Genomic DNA, 16,737 nt, shown 5'->3' with positions numbered 1-16,737 from the left:
TGGGCTCGGATATGTGTATAACAGACACATACTATCCGCTCCTTACTTCTTTTGTTGAGCACTTTAATTTTAAACCCAACGGGGTTCCAATAGTTAAAATTAAAGAATGGCGGCACAACTCGGGTACGTTAGAGTTTGACTTTTGTTTTCCTATAGTGCGAACAGACTCTCTTCCGCAAGTAGAGTTTATTACTTACAAAACTTTTAAAAAACAGAGAGTACTAAAAGCCGAGTATTTTGGGAATTACTTTACTTCTGATCGTGCTTGGTACGAACTAATTCAATACGCGAATAAGAATGGCTATAAGGTTGATCACTCACCAATTGAGTATTTTTATACTAATCCTACCACCGGTATAAATGAAAGCGATTGGAAGGCTGAAATATTTCTGCCTATTCAGAATTAGAACCTTTGGTAATGTGGTGAATTCTATTAAGAATTAAATGAAAGCTTTTTCCCTTTTCTTTTTGTACTTTTGACTGCTTATCATATCCCCAGTATGAAGAATGTTATAGCTGCCCTTGCCCTGATTATTGTATTGTTTTCTTGCTCTATCGAGCCTCAGGGTGAATGGAAAACTAAGGTTAAGAATCCTGAATACCTCCATCGCTCTGTTAAACAGGTTACCGATGTTATCGTCCATGACATCTTTTCGCCGCCTGTTGCTTCGAGAATCTATACTTACATGAGTGTTGCTGCTTATGAAGCGGCTATTGCTAATGATAATCGCTTTAAAAGCTTTGCAGGTCAGTTAAACGGTCTGGAGGCTGTTCCTAAACCACAAGACGGGCAAGAGTATAGTTTTGAAGTAGCATCGCTGCAGGCGCTGCTTAAAGTTGGGCGCACCCTTGTTTTCTCTGAAGATAAGATGGATGAGTATTACAATGGCATCATGCAGGAGATTAAAGACTCCAATATTCCGGAGGATGTACTTGAAAGATCAATAGCTTACGGAACACAGGTTGCAGATCATATTATAGCATGGTCAGGTAAAGATAATTACAAGCAAACACGTTCGTTTCCCAAATATAGTATCGAAAACGACCCTGCTACCTGGAAGCCGACACCTCCTGCTTACATGGATGCTATTGAACCACATTGGAACAAAATAAGATGTTTTGCAATTGACTCTGCTGGTCAGTTCAAACCTTCTTCTCCAACACCGTTTTCTGTTGACAAGAAAAGCCAGTTCTTTAAAGAGGCAAATGAAATTTATGAGATAGGTAAAAACCTTACGGAAGAACAACGCAATATTGCTTCTTTCTGGGACTGCAACCCTTTTGTCATGAACGTGAAGGGTCACGTTATGTTTGCAACGAAGAAAATATCTCCTGGTGGTCACTGGATGAATATCACGCACGTGGCATGCGCAAAAGCGAAAGCTGATGTAGCAGAATCTGCTGAAGCTTATGCACGTGTTGCTATTGCCTTGGTTGATGGCTTTATAAGTTGCTGGGATGAAAAATACAGAAGCCGCGTCATCCGGCCTGAGACATATATTAATCAGTATATCGATGAAGACTGGGTTCCTTTGCTTCAGACCCCACCTTTTCCTGAATATACCAGTGGTCATAGTGTTATCTCAGGTGCTTCTGCAGTAACGCTTACAAACCTCTTTGGCGATAACTTTTCTTTTGTTGATTCTACGGAAGTTGAATTTGGACTTCCCGTAAGGTCATTTAACTCTTTTACACATGCTGCTGAAGAAGCAGCTGTAAGCAGAATGTATGGAGGAATTCATTATCGTCCTGCTGTTGAAAATGGAATGGTTGAAGGTAAAGCGCTTGGACAATATCTTGTAGAAAAAATTAAAACTAGAAGAGAAGATGTCGTTGCGCATGCGAATTAAGATAATCCTCCTTTTTATGGCTACTGTGGGTTGCTCGGTTAAGGAGCAAAAGCAAACGACAAGTGTTGATTTTTATACCTCGTCACTCTTTCATGAAGTTCAGCTCAACGTGATATTTCCCGACTCTAAAACCTTTGTCGACTGCACGCCTAAACGTGATCTGAGTGAAATTCTCACTGATTATAATCAGCAAAAGGAAAAACCAGGGTTCGAGCTTAAGAAATTTGTAGACGAAAACTTTGATCTTCCAGTAAGGCCAAAGACAACCTATGCTACCGACACAACCTTAACAATGGAAGAACACCTTACCAGGTTGTGGCCCGTGCTCACAAGAAAAGCAGATCATGCAGAACCACGTTCATCTCTTATTCCACTGCCTTACGACTATGTAGTGCCAGGGGGAAGATTTTCTGAGATTTACTATTGGGATAGTTACTTTACTATCCTAGGTCTTAAATCACAGAAGCGTTATGATTTGATTCAGAGCATGGTAAAAAACTTTGCTCACCTTATCGATACATTAGGTTTTATTCCTAACGGTAATAGAAACTATTACCTCACACGCTCTCAACCTCCATTCTTCTCGCTCATTATACGTGAACTTGAAGACTATGATTCTCTTGCAGCCGATCATTATCTCGATGCCATGGTGAAGGAATATAAGTTCTGGATGGCAGGAGCAGATTCTGTTAAAAAACCGGGTGATGCTGTGCAGCATGTTGTCATGCTCACAGATGGCACCCTTGTCAACAGATACTTTGACAAAGGTGAAAGCCCCCGTCCTGAAGCGTACAAAGAAGACTACGCATTAGCACAGAAACAAAACGGCGACGCTAAAAAGTTGTATAGAGATATCCGCTCTGCAGCAGAATCAGGATGGGATTTTAGCAGTCGCTGGTTGAGAGATGGAAAGTCTTTAGAAACAATTCACACTACAGATATTATTCCCGTCGATCTTAATTGCCTTCTCGCTCATCTCGAAATGATGATAGCAAAAGGCTATACACTCCGCGGGGATAAACAGTCCGCATCAGAATATACGAAACAATCCAAGGACAGGAGACGTGCAATTTCAACCTTTTGTTGGGACGCCGAAACTAACTTTTACTACGACTATGACTTCGTTGAAGGAAAAAGAAAGAATGTAAAGTCACTCGCTGGTATTTACCCACTCTTCCTCCAAATGAGTTCGGCTGACATTGCAGAGAAAGTATCGGTAACTCTTGAAAAAGAGTTCCTGGAACCAGGAGGTTTGATCACAACGCTTACGGATACACATCAACAATGGGATGCGCCTAATGGTTGGGCACCATTGCAATGGATGACCTACAAAGGCCTTAAAAATTACCAGATTGATAAATTGGCCGATAACATCAGAAACAGATGGCTAAGACAAAATATCCGTGTCTATGAAGCTACGGGCAAGATGATGGAGAAGTATAATGTTATGGATACAACACTCATAGCAGGAGGGGGCGAATATCCTAATCAGGATGGTTTCGGTTGGACAAATGGTGTTGCATTAACCTTTGCGAAAGAAATTACCTATCAGCTTCATAATCGTTAAGACTTTTTTATCTTAGGGCATATAACTAACGCCAAATTATGTCGCCCTACTTTGCTGAATTTTTAGGCACCATGCTGTTGATTATTCTTGGTGGAGGTGTTAACGCAGGTGTTTCACTCAAAGAGTCTAAAGCTGAAAATTCAGGTTGGCTTGTTATTGTGTTAGGATGGGGGCTTGCAGTTACGCTCTCCGTTTATGCCGTAGGCAGAATCAGTCAGGCGCATCTAAATCCCGCCATTACATTAGCTTTTTATGTTAACAACGAGTTTCCTAAAGATCAGGTAATTGGATATATCCTTGCACAGTTCTCAGGTGCTTTTACAGGTGCCGTAGTGGTATGGTTATTCTACTATCTTCATTGGAAGGGTACGAAGAGCGCTGCAACAAAGCTTGGTGTTTTTTGCACAGCGCCCGCTATTCGTTCCGTATGGATTAATTTAACCTGCGAAGTTATTGCTACCACAATATTGGTGCTCGCATTACTTTTTATTGGAGCCAATAATTTTGCTGATGGGTTAAATCCACTGGTCATCGGCGGACTCATAATTTCAATAGGCCTTAGCCTTGGCGGTACTACCGGGTTTGCGATTAATCCAGCACGCGATTTTTCTCCAAGGCTGGCTCACTTTATCCTGCCAATACCTGGAAAGGGTTCATCTGATTGGTCTTATAGCTGGGTACCCGTTGTCGGTCCTTTCATTGGCGGTCTGCTAGGTTCGTGGCTATTCAATTTCTTATTTAATTAAATCATGAAATCGAAACACATTATTGCGCTGGATCAGGGAACAACAAGCTCACGTGCTGTTCTTTTTAACGAACACGGCGAAATACAGGGAATAGCACAGCAGGAATTCAGACAGATTTTCCCTCACTCGGGGTGGGTAGAACATGACCCGCACGAGATATTAAGCACACAGCTCGGCACGTTAACAAAAGTAATTAATGAGCATAAAATCCATCCTTCAGAAATTGCAGCATTAGGTATAACAAATCAAAGAGAGACAGCGCTTGTCTGGGACCGCAAGACTGGCGAACCGGTCTATAACGCAATTGTTTGGCAGGATAAGCGAACCGCTTCCATTTGTGAGGATTTAAAAGCCAAAGGACTAGAAAACCATGTACGAAAGAACACAGGCTTAGTCATAGATTCTTACTTCTCGGCAACAAAGATCAAATGGATTCTGGACAATGTTCCTCAGGCAAAGGAAAAAGCATTAAGAGGTGAACTGGCATTTGGAACTGTAGACACATGGTTAATCTATAACATGACCGGTAGAAAAGTTCATGTTACCGATTATACCAACGCTTCGCGTACCATGCTTTTTAACATTCAAAGTCTCGAGTGGGATCATGAGCTGTTAAAAGTACTTGATATTCCTCAGTCCATGCTTCCGGAAGTAAAGCCCTCATCATATCATTTTGGTGATTATTTAACGGAAGATCATCTTATACCGATTACAGGTGTGGCAGGTGATCAGCAGGCTGCGTTGTTTGGCCAGGCTTGCTTTGAACCTGGCATGGCTAAAAACACATACGGCACAGGTTGTTTTATGCTGATGAATACAGGCGATAAAACCCAGTTGTCTAAAAATGGTTTAATTACCACCATTGCGTGGGGCTTGGAAGATAAGGTAGAGTATGCCCTTGAAGGCAGTGTATTTATTGCAGGTGCAGCAGTGCAGTGGCTACGCGATAGCCTTCATATTATCGATCACTCCAAAGACTCCGAGTATTTTGCTACCAAAGCTTTAGGCTCTAATGAAGTATATGTAGTTCCCGCTTTCGCAGGACTAGGCGCACCGTATTGGGACATGTATGCGCGTGGTGCTATTTTCGGTCTTACGCGTGATACCGGAAAAGAGCACATCATCAAGGCTACGCTCGAGTCTCTGGCTTACCAGACAAAAGACATCCTTAATGCAATGCAGGAAGATGCAGGGTTGAAACTAACCAGACTTAAAGTTGATGGCGGTGCCTCTGCCAATAATATTTTAATGCAGTTTCAGGCTGATATACTCGGAACAGATGTAGAAAGACCTGAAGTCATTGAGTCTACTGCTATGGGTGCTGCCTACCTCGCGGCTATTCAAATCGGTTTATGGAAGAAGGAAGACATCGTAAAAAACAGGAAGATTCAGAAATGTTTTAAATCGGAAATGAGCGACGAAGTAAGGAGTAAGCTTTACAATGGATGGCAGAAGGCTGTAAAGCGTACAATGAATTGGATTGATTAAATGAATGTGTACTGTTGTAATAGCGATTGAGCACAAGGATAAAAATAAATCTAACTGTTGAAATACCACGCTGAAATCTTTATAATGGAAGCTAAAGAAATTTGTAGTGAGTATCGAGGAAGAAAGAACTATATTAGGAAAATAACTGTCAATACATGCCCAGGTTCTCTGTCTTCGATCGTCCTGTAATACAAGAGAAACTTCAATCAGAACAATATGATCTGCTTGTAATTGGCGGAGGCATCACCGGAGCTGGTATTGCATTGGATGCAGCTTCACGTGGTCTTAAAACTGCTCTTGTCGAGAAAAAAGATTTTGCCTTTGGAACCAGTAGCCGATCTACAAAACTCATTCATGGTGGGTTACGCTACCTGAAGCAATTAGAATTTGGCCTTGTTAAAGAAGTAGGAAGTGAACGCGCCATTGTTCATAAACTTGCACCTCATCTGGTAATACCAGAAAAAATGTTACTCCCTCTATCAGAGAAAAGAGGATTAGGATACTGGCTCACATCAATAGGTTTAAAAATTTATGATTACCTCGCTGGTGTTAAACCTGAAGATCAGCGTGTTATGCTTACAAAAAAGGAAACCTTACGCTACGAACCTTTGCTTCGCTCAGACGACATAAAGGGTGGGGCCATTTATGCAGAATATAGAACCGATGACGCTAGACTCACAATTGAAATTATAAAGTCTGCTCATCAACACGGTGCGCATATCCTTAACTACACCAAAGTAACAGACTTCATTTACAACACAGAGATGATTGAGGGAGTCGTTGTTAAAGATGAGATTACCAATCAAAGCTTCGAAATAAAATCAAAGGCAGTTGTAAATGCTGCTGGTCCGTGGGTAGATCTGATTCGTGAAGTAAACGCTTCAAAAACAGGCAAGCGATTACACCATACAAAAGGAGTTCACATCGTTGTGCCGCATACTAGGTTTCCCATACGTCAGGCTATTTATTTTGATGTTGACGATGGCCGCATGATCTTTGCAATACCACGGGGAGAAATAACATACATCGGTACAACAGATACTGATTACTATGGCGATCTTGATAACGTCTACACATCTAGGGAAGATGCGAAGTATCTTATCGCAGGCGTCAATGCCAATTTTCCTAAGGTACAGCTTCAGTTGTCTGATATAATTTCAAGCTGGGCAGGTCTGCGACCGCTTATTCACGAAGAAGGAAAATCAGCTTCTCAACTTTCAAGGAAGGATGAAATATTTGAATCGCACACCGGACTTATATCAATAGCGGGCGGGAAGCTGACAGGATACAGAAAAATGGCTGAACGTGTTGTGTCTCTCGTCATCAAAAAATACTTTGCTGAGATGCACTTGAAAAAGTCGTATACCGAAAAGATTAAGTTACCCGGTGCAGCGTTCTCCAATTATAAAGATGTCAGTAGCTATTTATTGAAGTTGAAAGAAACACTGGCGCCTTATAATCTTCCTTCACTAGCAGCACAAACCTTGGTTGAAAGATACGGTACACAAACTGAAAGTATCATTGCTCGTTTTGTGCAGAACAACACTGATAATGATTCTCTCTTGGCTCTTATAAAGAGCGAAGTTGACTTCTGTATCGAGAATGAAATGGTAGTCAATCTCACAGATTTTTTTGTGCGCAGAACAGGCATGCTTTACTTTGATATAAATATGTTAATGAAGTACAAAGATGCCATCGCAAATTATATGAAAGAAAAATTAAGCTGGAGTGATGCATTCTATGAAGAACAAAACCAAAGCCTTTCATATCTTGTAGCACAAATAAAAACGTGGTAGGATGCTCAGGTCAATTCAATTCATTACAGGTTTAGTCATTCTTCTTGCCTGCGAAATTCTCCCCTTTTATTTCCTTTCTCCTTCGTCTGACAGACAGCAGAACGTTATTTCTCAAACTGCATATTTCATCAGCAATAATATTTTCTATTTCAGAACAATAGGAATACTTATCCTTATTTTCCCGGCAATTCACTTTTTCTGGTTCGGCAGCAAAACCTCAAAATGGCTCATAAGCCTGGCAATAATTACCTATTTTGTAATCTTAATTTCATTATAACCTGTTTCGAACTGTCCAATCTTAAACCTCAACCGTAGAACTCACAACATTCCCTGCATTGTCCTGAACAATAACCATCACCTTTCTTATCTGCTCCTTATCAGCACTGAAACGGTATATCCAACTTTCAAAGGTATCTGTAGATTCTGCGTCCTCAATAAAAGTGTCATCCTTTCCTATAGCAATTACCTTTATACGATTAATTGAAAAGTCCTTTTTTAGTGCCGTAATGTTAGTCTCAATGTTTGATTCATTCGTTGTTACCTTAACCTCCTTGAGTTGGGGCTTACGCATATAGTCAGCAATCGCGGCTGTATAGGCGTTAGGCAAATTAAGTTTCTTTGCTTCTTCCCAATAGTAAGCTTTTCGTTCAGCATCCAGCATCATTGCCTTTGCAAATCGTGATGCCATTTTAAAGCGTAACCGATTCTCGCGTTGCAGCGCACTTTCTTTTGTTACGGGCTTTCCTCTGCGCGCAACAATGGTCTTGCCATGCAATTGCTTAAAAATCATTTTCTTACCAAACCTTCCGCTTTAAGCCACTGGTCAGGTCATTGTCTCGAACGTATGCCATAGTCTATAATTTTAATACAAAATACCGCCACGTAGTGACAACTTCTGTCAAAAGCTGCAACGCTCACAAAAAAAATCGACATCAGTTGGGTTAATAAATGCTCAATCAAGAGTGCAGCACAAGTGCAGAACGAGTGGAGAAGTGCCTAAGGGTGGAACCAAAGAACAGCCTTTCATCCCTGAGATACCCTAAAGGATAAAATCTTCCCCTAAAGGTTTGTTTTTTATTGATTGTAATTACATTATGCCAAATATTAGAATATTGTAATTTCAGATTAATTTATGAGTAAGCAGATCGAAAATACAGATCCCTCTAAAAACCTTTGGGGTATCGACCTTGGCGGAACAAAGATCGAAGGCGTTATCTTAAAGTCAGCGCAAGATCCCCAGGTACTCTTCCGTACAAGGGTCCCAACCGAAGCAGATCAGGGCTACGAACATATCTGTCAACAAGTTAAGAAGTTGGTAGACATGATGGAGCAAGAGATAGGCTATAAACCGTCTAAAATAGGTATAGGCACTCCCGGTGTTCACGATCCCAAACTGGGTACTATGAAAAACTGCAACACCGTATCCATGAATGGTAAGCCTATGAAGAGTGATCTTCAAAACATCCTGGGAACAAAGATTGAAATGGCCAACGATGCCGATTGTTTTGCCCTGGCCGAAACACAGCTTGGTGTAGTAAAAGAACAGTTTCCTGATGCAAGGGTCGTTTTTGGGGTAATCATGGGCACAGGCGTTGGCGGTGGTATCGTGGTAGATGGTAAAGCCATTATAGGCCTTCAGGGTATCGCGGGAGAATGGGGTCACAATTTCCTTGATGAATCCGGTGGACCGTGCTATTGCGGCAAGTCCGGATGCGTTGAAAAAGTTATCGCGGGCCCGGCACTCGAACAATATTACTTTAAGGAAACAGGAAATAAGAAATCACTTAAAGACATCGTAGCACTCGCAGAATCAAAGCGCGACCCAACAGCTCAACGTACCATGATGCGTCTCGTAGAGTTCTTCGGCACTGCCTTAAGCGTTATCATCAACATTCTTGATCCTGATGTTATTGTAATCGGAGGGGGCGTTGGCAATATCGACTTACTGTACGATAGGGGCCGCGATGCTGTTAAGAGCAAGGTCTTTAACCATACACTGGATACCCCAATTGTAAAACCTATCCTTGGTGATAGTGCGGGTGTCTTTGGCGCAGCATTTTTAGTGAACTATTAAGTATAGTTATGAAGAAAATCGCAGTTGTCGGCCCTATTCCGAAGGATCATATAATTACCCATAGTGGGCAATTCATACAAAAGTGGGGATGTGTTACACATCCGGTTGTCGCACTCTCAGTTATGGCAGGAAATGAAATAGAGGTTATCCCTGTTTCTCACGTCCGCGCCGTAGATGAAGAAAGCGTAAAAGGCGTCTTTAGTGGATATAAAGGAATAAACCTTAACCACATTACCAGCAAGAACGATCAGGGCGATATCATCAGCCTTCGTTTTGTCGATGTTAATAACCGGCTGGAGCGTCAAACCGGCTTTATGGACCCCATACTTCCTCAGGATATAGAACCGGTAGTCGATGCTGATGTATTTGTTTTTATCCCAATCAGCGATTACGAAATATCGCTTGAAACACTAAAGTTTATTAAGGATAGAAACAAAAATGCAGTCATCATCTTCGATGCCCACGGGCCAACAACTGCGTGCCTCTCCAACGGCGAACGAAAACTTAAGTTCTGGATCGACCGCGATCAGTGGCTGCCATATATCGATGTTCTGAAGATGAATCAGGAAGAAGCCCAGGCCACCTGGTTTAGAAAAGAATATGAAAGTCAGCAGATCGAACAGGAAATCAGTCAGGAAGAAATGCTCAACTTCGCCAGCCATTGTCTGGAGTACGGGGTTAAATGCCTGGCAATTACAATGGACGCACGCGGATGCATGTTGTATTATAAAGACAAGCAGAAGCTCTGCGTCAACATGGTGCCTGCCGTAAAAGTAAATAACGTAGTTGACACAACAGGCTGTGGAGATTCTTTTGCAGGAGGCGTAGGCTTCGGCTTACTGCAGAACCCTACAGATTACATTCGGGCAGTTCAATACGGGAATACATTGGGAGCATTAAGAGCACAGGGGAAAACGTTTGAAGTCTTTAAGCCCATTTCCGAAATCAACAAAATCATAAGTGAAACATACGCACATTGATGTTTAAGGCAATAACACCGTAATATTGCGCTTCATTAAACTCTAAAACATTGATAGCTAACAACGTGATTAAAGCGTGTATATTCGATCTTGATGGTGTAATTGTAGATACAGCACATTACCATTTCCTGGCCTGGAAGCGATTGGCCAACGAACTTGGAATTGATTTAACAATAGAAGACAACGAACGTCTTAAAGGCGTAAGTCGTTTAGACTCACTTGAAATAATACTTAACCTTAGGGGAATATCACTGCCAACGGAAGAGAAAGAACGTCTTGCCAATAAAAAGAATAGCTGGTTTGTAGATTATGTATTACGCATGTCACCAGATGAAATATTCCCAGGTGTTAAGCAGTTAATCCATGAGCTCAAAAAACAAAATATTAAAATAGGTCTCGCTTCAAGTAGTAAGAACGCTAAAACCGTAATTCATTTATTACAAATCGAAAATGAATTCGATGCGATAGTAGATGGAACAATGATCAGGTACTCTAAGCCAGATCCTGAAATATTTATACTCGCAGCAAGCAAACTTGGTGTAGAACCACAGCATTGCCTGGTATTTGAAGATGCAGAGGCAGGAGTAGAGGCTGCGCTTGCAGCAGGGATGAAATGTGTGGGTATTGGCTCTGCAAATCAGCTTGGCAAGGCGGATATTGTGATTTCAAAAACAGGTGAGTTTAACATAGCAACATTACAGCAACTAAGTACTGTTTAAAATATAACCAAATAATGAAGGCTTCTCTCTTATGAAGAATTATATCAAACATCACGAATGGAATATTATTGAAGAAGGATTCGATCCCCACGTAAACCAGATCTCTGAAAGTATCTTCAGCATCGGCAATGGAAGAATGGGACAGCGGGCCAACTTTGAAGAAGAATATTCAGGTGAAACACTAAGAGGAAGTTACGTAGCAGGTGTCTATTATCCTGATAAAACCCGCGTTGGATGGTGGAAGAATGGTTATCCTGAATACTTTGCTAAAGTACTCAATGCTCCCAACTGGATAGGCATTCATGTAAGCATCGATAATCAGAAGCTTGATCTCGCTAAATGTAAAGTAGAAGAGTTCAGGCGTATACTAAATATGCGCTCCGGTTATCTGTTAAGGTCATTTGTTGCTACTTTAGGCGATGGTAAAAAAGTAAAGATCGAGTCAAAAAGGTTTTGTAGCATGGCGCATGGTGAGATAGGTGCTATCCGCTATTCAATTACGCCGATTAACTTTACAGCAAAAGCAACACTGTCTATTTATGTAGATGCCGATGTTGTTAACAAAGACTCGAACTACGATGAGAAGTTCTGGGAAGAAGTATATAAAGAAGCTTCTGAAGGCAGAGCCATTGTAACAGCACAAACGAAGAAGACATTCTTCCATGTCACCACCGGAATGACGTACACCATTGAATCTGCAGGAAAGAAAGCCACGTTCGATCGTGTCAACATAGAACAAAGAGAAAAGTTTGCAGGCAACGTAATTCAGCTCGACCTCGAACAGGATAAGGAGACCGTTGTCTATAAATATGCTGCTATACTTTCGTCAGAAAACCATCCGAAAGATAAGTTAGTGGAGAACTGCAAAAGCGTGCTTGATGAAGCTTCATCTAAAGGATTTGATAAGCTTTTCGAAGAGCATGAAAAGGTATGGTTTCACAAGTGGGAGGAATGTGATATTACCATTGAAGGAGACGTTGCCGCACAGCAAGGTATTCGCTTTAATATCTTTCAGCTCACACAAACCTATACCGGTGATGATGAACGCCTCAACATCGGCCCTAAGGGCTTTACAGGCGAGAAATATGGCGGAAGTACCTACTGGGATACAGAAGCATACTGCCTTCCGTTCTACCTGGCAACAGCTGAGCAGCAGGTAGCCAGAAACCTTCTAGTATACCGTTATAAACATCTGCCAAAGGCTATCGAGAACGCGGCAAAGCTAGGGTTTACTGAAGGTGCTGCGTTGTATCCTATGGTTACCATGAATGGCGAGGAGTGCCACAACGAGTGGGAGATAACCTTTGAAGAAATCCACCGTAACGGTGCTATTGCTTACGCGATCTTTGACTATGTCCGTTACACGGGAGATGAAAAGTATTTAACCGAATATGGTCTTGAAGTATTAATTGGTATCTCAAGATTCTGGGCACAACGTGTCAATTGGTCTGCCCGGAAGAATCAATACGTAATGCTCGGGGTTACCGGGCCCAACGAATACGAGAACAACGTTAATAATAACTGGTACACCAACACCATTGCCACATGGACGTTGAAGTATACGCTCGAAGCTGTTGACTTTGTTAAAAAGGATGACTCGCAGGCATACCAGAACATCGTTAAAAAGACAAAACTGAAAGAAGAAGAGGAGACAGCGAAATGGAGAGACATCATTGATAAGATGTATTATCCGGAAGATAAACATCAAGGCGTATTCCTTCAGCAGGATGGCTTCCTTGATAAAGAACTGTTAACCGTTAAAGACCTCCGACCAGAAGATCGTCCGCTCAATCAGAAATGGTCGTGGGATAGAATACTACGCTCGTGTTTTATCAAGCAAGCAGATGTTCTTCAAGGATTATATTTCTTTGAAGATAACTTCGACCAGGAAACCATCAGAAAGAACTTCGATTTCTACGAACCGATGACTGTTCATGAGTCGTCGTTGTCACCTTGCGTGCATGTTATCCTTGCGTCGAAACTTGGCTACAAGCAAAAGGCATACGAACTATATCTCCGTACAGCCCGCCTTGACCTTGATGATTATAACAATGATACGGAAGATGGTCTTCATATCACAAGTATGGCAGGTACATGGATGAGCGTTATCAAAGGCTTTGGCGGTTTGCGTGTGAAAGATGGAAGATTGCATTTTAATCCATATGTCCCTGATCAATGGAAATCCTACTCCTTCAGGTTGGAGTTCCGCGGCCGGGTTGTAAAAGTAAAGATCACAACGGATGGTATCGAAACAAAACTTGAATCAGGTAGCCCAATGGAAATTGTGGTGAAGGACGAGGTCGTTAAAATATCCTAGATAACAGCTTTCAATAAAAGGGTCTATTGATTAATTTTAGTCAATAGACCCTTTTTTATGCAATTAGCCCTATCACCAGCTTCCCAATGGAGCCCATCAGCATTAATAGCTTTTCGATTCTTCTTCGTATACTTTACTATTTACATATTTCCTTTTCCGCTTAATTTTATTCCTGGCTTCCATTGGCTTTATCAACCTTTAAGCGATATAACATTTAATTACGTCAATGAGATCACTCGAAGCATTCGAGGGGTTGATTATCAATCATTAGTAAAACCGGGTGGAAGTGGTGATACAACGTATAATTACATTCAGGTATTTCTCTTTTTTACAATAGCGATACTTACAACAATAGTATGGTCAATTGTCGACAGGAAGAGAAATAGCTACGAAAATTTACTTTATTGGTTAGTCATTATACTGAGGTACTACTTAGCTGTTGTAATGATTGGCTACGGTTTTGCTAAAGTCTTTAAAACACAGTTCCCTTTCCCCGTTGTTCAGCGTTTAATGCAAACGTATGGCGAATCTTCACCTATGGGTCTCCTCTGGACTTTCATGGGGTATTCGGTGGCCTACAATATATTTACTGGGCTAGGGGAGGTGGTTGGTGGCTTGCTTCTATTGTTTAAGCGAACAACTCAATTGGGAGCATTTATAGTTATAGCAGTAATGAGTAATGTGGTGATGTTAAATTTTGCCTATGATGTACCTGTGAAATTGTTCTCGTCACACCTTTTATTCATGGCAATCTTTATTGTTATCCCTGATCTGAACAGGCATTTAAAATTCTGGTTTACGAACGAAATAATTGAGCCGGTTATTAAGAGACCGCTTTACAAGAATAGAACTACGCAATGGATGTATTACGCAGCTAAAGGTATATTCATAATAATGGTACTAGTCACCCACGTATGGGGCGGATTACAAAATACGAGAGTAAGTGCGGAAGGCGATATGATTAGCCAGATCAAAAACAGTTCGTTTTCTGGCGAGTATAAAGTCGATACGTTTATTCTTAATAGTGATACAATAGCCGAAAATGAATTACCTACAAGGCGATGGAGTTCAATATCTATTATTAAAGATAATGCTAGTATTAAGCATACAGACGGAGGAGTAACGGATTGGAAATTTCACAGTAGCGGTCACCACAAAAAAGTTGTATTGTTATCTAAAGATTTATCAACAATTGGTAATTATAATTTCATCTCTTTAGATAGCGCTACGATTCAAATGAGTGGCATTCACAATCAGGATACGCTCACTGTACTTCTGACAAAAACATTAAAAAATGAAGATGATTCGTTTTTGCTGGTAAGTCGCGGTTTTCATTGGATTAATGAATATCCCTATAACAGATAACTAAGCTTTTATTAACGCTTCCGCAATCCGCTCTACCCACAGCCCATACATTTTCCCGGAAGGATGTAAACCATCAGCAGCTACCAATGAAGAATCTTCAAAACCTCTTCGCGATATATCGGTAATGTTAATATACTTGATACCATAGTGCTCTGTAATCTTTTGGTTAGCGCTATTAAATGCATCAATAGCCTTACTAATCTCAACCTGCTTATCCTTGCCAAAAGGCGTATAACCGTAATCGGGAATAGACACAACAAACACCTTTGATCGGTCACCTCCTGCATGCTGAATAGCAATACTTAAAAGATCTTCAAACTCGGGCTCATAACTTTCTACTGACTTTCCCTGGTATTGGTTGTTAACACCAATAAGCAATGAAACAAGGTTAAAGTGCTGATCTGGTTTCTGCGCCTGTATAGCGCGTTTAAGATCATCAGTTCTCCAACCGGTAGTAGCAATTATTAGTGTGTCAGAAACTGAATATCCTTCTTCCTTCAACACAAGGCCTAATAATGCCGGCCACCGTTCATTTTCAGAAACACTTTCTCCAATCGTATAGGAATCGCCCAAAGCGAGAAATTTAATCGGCTCGGTTTTGCTTAGTGTTTGTGCCATGATCACTATTTGATATTGCTAGTAAAGCATAAATGGAGAAATTATCATCATCCGATATAACTTTTTGTCAACAAAATGGTAATAACCAATGTAACGCTGCTTTGCGCGTAAAGGCACAGATTTTTATTACGGCAGTATTGAAATTAAATAAGAGAATATGAAAAGGATTTCAATGCAGTCTAATGGAATAGTAAGTTTAATATTAGCTTTTTGCCTTGTTTTGGCATCCTGCCAAAATATGAACAAAGCACAAAAAGGAACTTATATTGGTGCCGCGGGAGGAGCAGCAGCGGGAGCGGCAATTGGTAAAGCAGCCGGTAATACTGCTATGGGCGCTATTCTTGGTGCAGCAGTTGGTGGTGCAGCAGGGTATGGTATTGGCCGTTACATGGATAAGCAAGCCGAAGAGCTTAAAAAAGATTTGGAAGGAGCTGAAATTACTAGAGTAGGAGAGGGTATTAAAATCACTTTCCGTGAAGGAATTCAATTTGCTTTAAATTCAGCTGAACTGTCTGAAACATCTAAAACTAATTTAAAGGATCTTGCTGAAACATTGAAGAAGTACGATGATACCAATGTTCTCATTGAGGGCCATACTGATGTAACTGGTACTCGCGAACACAACATGACTTTGTCTGAGAAACGAGCAGAATCTGTTTCCAGCTATCTTGAAACTTTAGGTGTTGCCAAGAAGCGTTTAACAACAGAAGGTTATGGCCCTGATCAACCAGTGGCAGATAACAACTCTGACTATGGTCGTCAGCAAAACAGACGCGTAGAGGTCGCTATCTTTGCGAATGATAAGCTGAAGAAGAAAGCTGAAAAAGGAGAACTTGGTGAAGTAAGTGCTTCAGAAGGAACAGGACAAAATCAAAACTAGTTTATAACACCAAGATGATGACAAACAAGGTCGTTTCTCAATAGAGACGGCCTTGTTGCTTTTTATCGTATTATAATTCGAAAGCAAAACCTTTCTCAGTAAGCTCATTGTAAATCTCAGTATCAAAGCGATACAGGTTCGCTGCCCGGTGCGATACATCTTTTTGTTTCTCATCGCAGGGAACTAGTAGATTCATTTTTAACAGTTTTCTCCTGAAATTGGGTTTATCCATTTCTTTTTCAAGAATGGCCTCATACAACTTCTGGATCTGGTGCAGCGTAAACTTTTGCGGAAGAAGATTAAATCCAATAGGTTCATGCCTTACCTTATGTTTTAG

General features: G+C 41.0%; 16 protein-coding genes. 13 read left to right on the top strand and 3 right to left on the bottom strand.

Annotated features, from left to right (window positions below):
• The 7 genes from KK060_RS22735 to KK060_RS22705 form a co-directional block, all read left to right on the top strand.
• The coding region (locus tag KK060_RS22735; protein WP_254157188.1) for a GyrI-like domain-containing protein at positions 1–407 on the top strand (407 nt) is incomplete at its 5' end.
• Between the two features lie 93 nt (positions 408–500).
• Positions 501–1,850, top strand: a complete 1,350-nt coding sequence (locus KK060_RS22730) for a vanadium-dependent haloperoxidase (protein ID WP_254157180.1) — start codon at positions 501–503, stop codon at positions 1,848–1,850.
• Between the two features lie 16 nt (positions 1,851–1,866).
• Positions 1,867–3,417, top strand: coding sequence for an alpha,alpha-trehalase TreF (gene treF, locus KK060_RS22725; RefSeq protein ID WP_254157178.1), 1,551 nt, complete (start codon positions 1,867–1,869; stop codon positions 3,415–3,417).
• Between the two features lie 38 nt (positions 3,418–3,455).
• Positions 3,456–4,163: an MIP/aquaporin family protein gene (locus tag KK060_RS22720; protein WP_254157176.1), complete on the top strand. Its 708-nt coding sequence runs from the start codon at positions 3,456–3,458 to the stop codon at positions 4,161–4,163.
• 3 nt (positions 4,164–4,166) lie between these two features.
• Entirely contained in the window at positions 4,167–5,651 is a 1,485-nt protein-coding gene (glpK, locus tag KK060_RS22715) for a glycerol kinase GlpK (protein ID WP_254157174.1), read from the top strand.
• 155 nt (positions 5,652–5,806) lie between these two features.
• Complete coding sequence (gene glpD, locus KK060_RS22710) at positions 5,807–7,447, top strand: glycerol-3-phosphate dehydrogenase (protein WP_254157164.1); 1,641 nt, start codon at positions 5,807–5,809, stop codon at positions 7,445–7,447.
• Between the two features lies 1 nt (position 7,448).
• Positions 7,449–7,724: a hypothetical protein gene (locus KK060_RS22705; protein WP_254157155.1), complete on the top strand. Its 276-nt coding sequence runs from the start codon at positions 7,449–7,451 to the stop codon at positions 7,722–7,724.
• A 21-nt stretch (positions 7,725–7,745) separates the two neighbouring features.
• Here the strand turns inward: KK060_RS22705 and KK060_RS22700 are convergent, their stop codons facing one another.
• Positions 7,746–8,237: a hypothetical protein gene (locus KK060_RS22700; protein WP_254157153.1), complete on the bottom strand. Its 492-nt coding sequence runs from the start codon at positions 8,235–8,237 to the stop codon at positions 7,746–7,748.
• A gap of 342 nt (positions 8,238–8,579) precedes the next feature.
• Here KK060_RS22700 and KK060_RS22695 point away from each other — a divergent pair, with 342 nt between their 5' ends.
• The 5 genes from KK060_RS22695 to KK060_RS22675 are packed head-to-tail and all read left to right on the top strand — an operon-like array spanning position 8,580 to position 14,902.
• A complete protein-coding gene (locus KK060_RS22695; protein ID WP_254157151.1) occupies positions 8,580–9,521 on the top strand; it encodes an ROK family protein in 942 nt (313 codons plus the stop codon).
• Positions 9,522–9,529: 8 nt separating this feature from the next.
• Positions 9,530–10,501 carry a carbohydrate kinase family protein gene (locus KK060_RS22690; protein WP_254157135.1) on the top strand — a complete coding sequence of 324 codons (972 nt, stop codon included), beginning with the start codon at positions 9,530–9,532 and terminating at the stop codon, positions 10,499–10,501.
• 50 nt (positions 10,502–10,551) lie between these two features.
• Complete coding sequence (gene pgmB, locus KK060_RS22685; protein ID WP_254157133.1) at positions 10,552–11,220, top strand: beta-phosphoglucomutase; 669 nt, start codon at positions 10,552–10,554, stop codon at positions 11,218–11,220.
• Between the two features lie 31 nt (positions 11,221–11,251).
• Complete coding sequence (locus tag KK060_RS22680) at positions 11,252–13,537, top strand: glycoside hydrolase family 65 protein (protein ID WP_254157131.1); 2,286 nt, start codon at positions 11,252–11,254, stop codon at positions 13,535–13,537.
• Between the two features lie 57 nt (positions 13,538–13,594).
• On the top strand, positions 13,595–14,902 hold the full coding sequence (locus KK060_RS22675; RefSeq protein ID WP_254157123.1) for a DoxX family protein: 1,308 nt from the start codon (positions 13,595–13,597) through the stop codon (positions 14,900–14,902).
• On the opposite strand, the gene KK060_RS22670 is transcribed toward KK060_RS22675, so the two are convergent.
• On the bottom strand, positions 14,903–15,520 hold the full coding sequence (locus KK060_RS22670; protein ID WP_254157121.1) for an SGNH/GDSL hydrolase family protein: 618 nt from the start codon (positions 15,518–15,520) through the stop codon (positions 14,903–14,905).
• Between the two features lie 157 nt (positions 15,521–15,677).
• Here KK060_RS22670 and KK060_RS22665 point away from each other — a divergent pair, with 157 nt between their 5' ends.
• On the top strand, positions 15,678–16,400 hold the full coding sequence (locus KK060_RS22665) for a YiaD family glycine zipper/OmpA-like lipoprotein (RefSeq protein WP_254157119.1): 723 nt from the start codon (positions 15,678–15,680) through the stop codon (positions 16,398–16,400).
• 70 nt (positions 16,401–16,470) lie between these two features.
• Here the strand turns inward: KK060_RS22665 and KK060_RS22660 are convergent.
• Positions 16,471–16,737: NUDIX hydrolase (locus KK060_RS22660; protein ID WP_437124582.1), on the bottom strand; the 267-nt coding region annotated here is incomplete at its 5' end.

The sequence above is a fragment of the Chryseosolibacter indicum genome, from assembly GCF_018598585.1.
Taxonomy (GTDB): Bacteria; Bacteroidota; Bacteroidia; order Cytophagales; family Cyclobacteriaceae; genus Chryseosolibacter; species Chryseosolibacter indicus.
The sequence above is the reverse complement of the archived record's forward strand: the minus strand, read 5'-3'. Positions and strand labels throughout refer to the sequence as shown.

Excerpts from the sequence above, each read along its gene's own strand:
- KK060_RS22690 (WP_254157135.1), top strand. The coding sequence starts at position 9,530 with ATGAAGAAAATCGCAGTTGTCGGCCCTATTCCGAAGGATCATATAATT.
- KK060_RS22730 (WP_254157180.1), top strand. The coding sequence starts at position 501 with ATGAAGAATGTTATAGCTGCCCTTGCCCTGATTATTGTATTGTTTTCT.
- KK060_RS22700 (WP_254157153.1), bottom strand. The coding sequence starts at position 8,237 with ATGATTTTTAAGCAATTGCATGGCAAGACCATTGTTGCGCGCAGAGGA.
- glpD (WP_254157164.1), top strand. The coding sequence starts at position 5,807 with ATGCCCAGGTTCTCTGTCTTCGATCGTCCTGTAATACAAGAGAAACTT.
- KK060_RS22680 (WP_254157131.1), top strand. The coding sequence starts at position 11,252 with ATGAAGAATTATATCAAACATCACGAATGGAATATTATTGAAGAAGGA.
- treF (WP_254157178.1), top strand. The coding sequence starts at position 1,867 with ATGGCTACTGTGGGTTGCTCGGTTAAGGAGCAAAAGCAAACGACAAGT.
- KK060_RS22705 (WP_254157155.1), top strand. The coding sequence starts at position 7,449 with ATGCTCAGGTCAATTCAATTCATTACAGGTTTAGTCATTCTTCTTGCC.
- KK060_RS22675 (WP_254157123.1), top strand. The coding sequence starts at position 13,595 with ATGCAATTAGCCCTATCACCAGCTTCCCAATGGAGCCCATCAGCATTA.
- KK060_RS22665 (WP_254157119.1), top strand. The coding sequence starts at position 15,678 with ATGAAAAGGATTTCAATGCAGTCTAATGGAATAGTAAGTTTAATATTA.
- glpK (WP_254157174.1), top strand. The coding sequence starts at position 4,167 with ATGAAATCGAAACACATTATTGCGCTGGATCAGGGAACAACAAGCTCA.
- KK060_RS22720 (WP_254157176.1), top strand. The coding sequence starts at position 3,456 with ATGTCGCCCTACTTTGCTGAATTTTTAGGCACCATGCTGTTGATTATT.
- KK060_RS22695 (WP_254157151.1), top strand. The coding sequence starts at position 8,580 with ATGAGTAAGCAGATCGAAAATACAGATCCCTCTAAAAACCTTTGGGGT.
- KK060_RS22670 (WP_254157121.1), bottom strand. The coding sequence starts at position 15,520 with ATGGCACAAACACTAAGCAAAACCGAGCCGATTAAATTTCTCGCTTTG.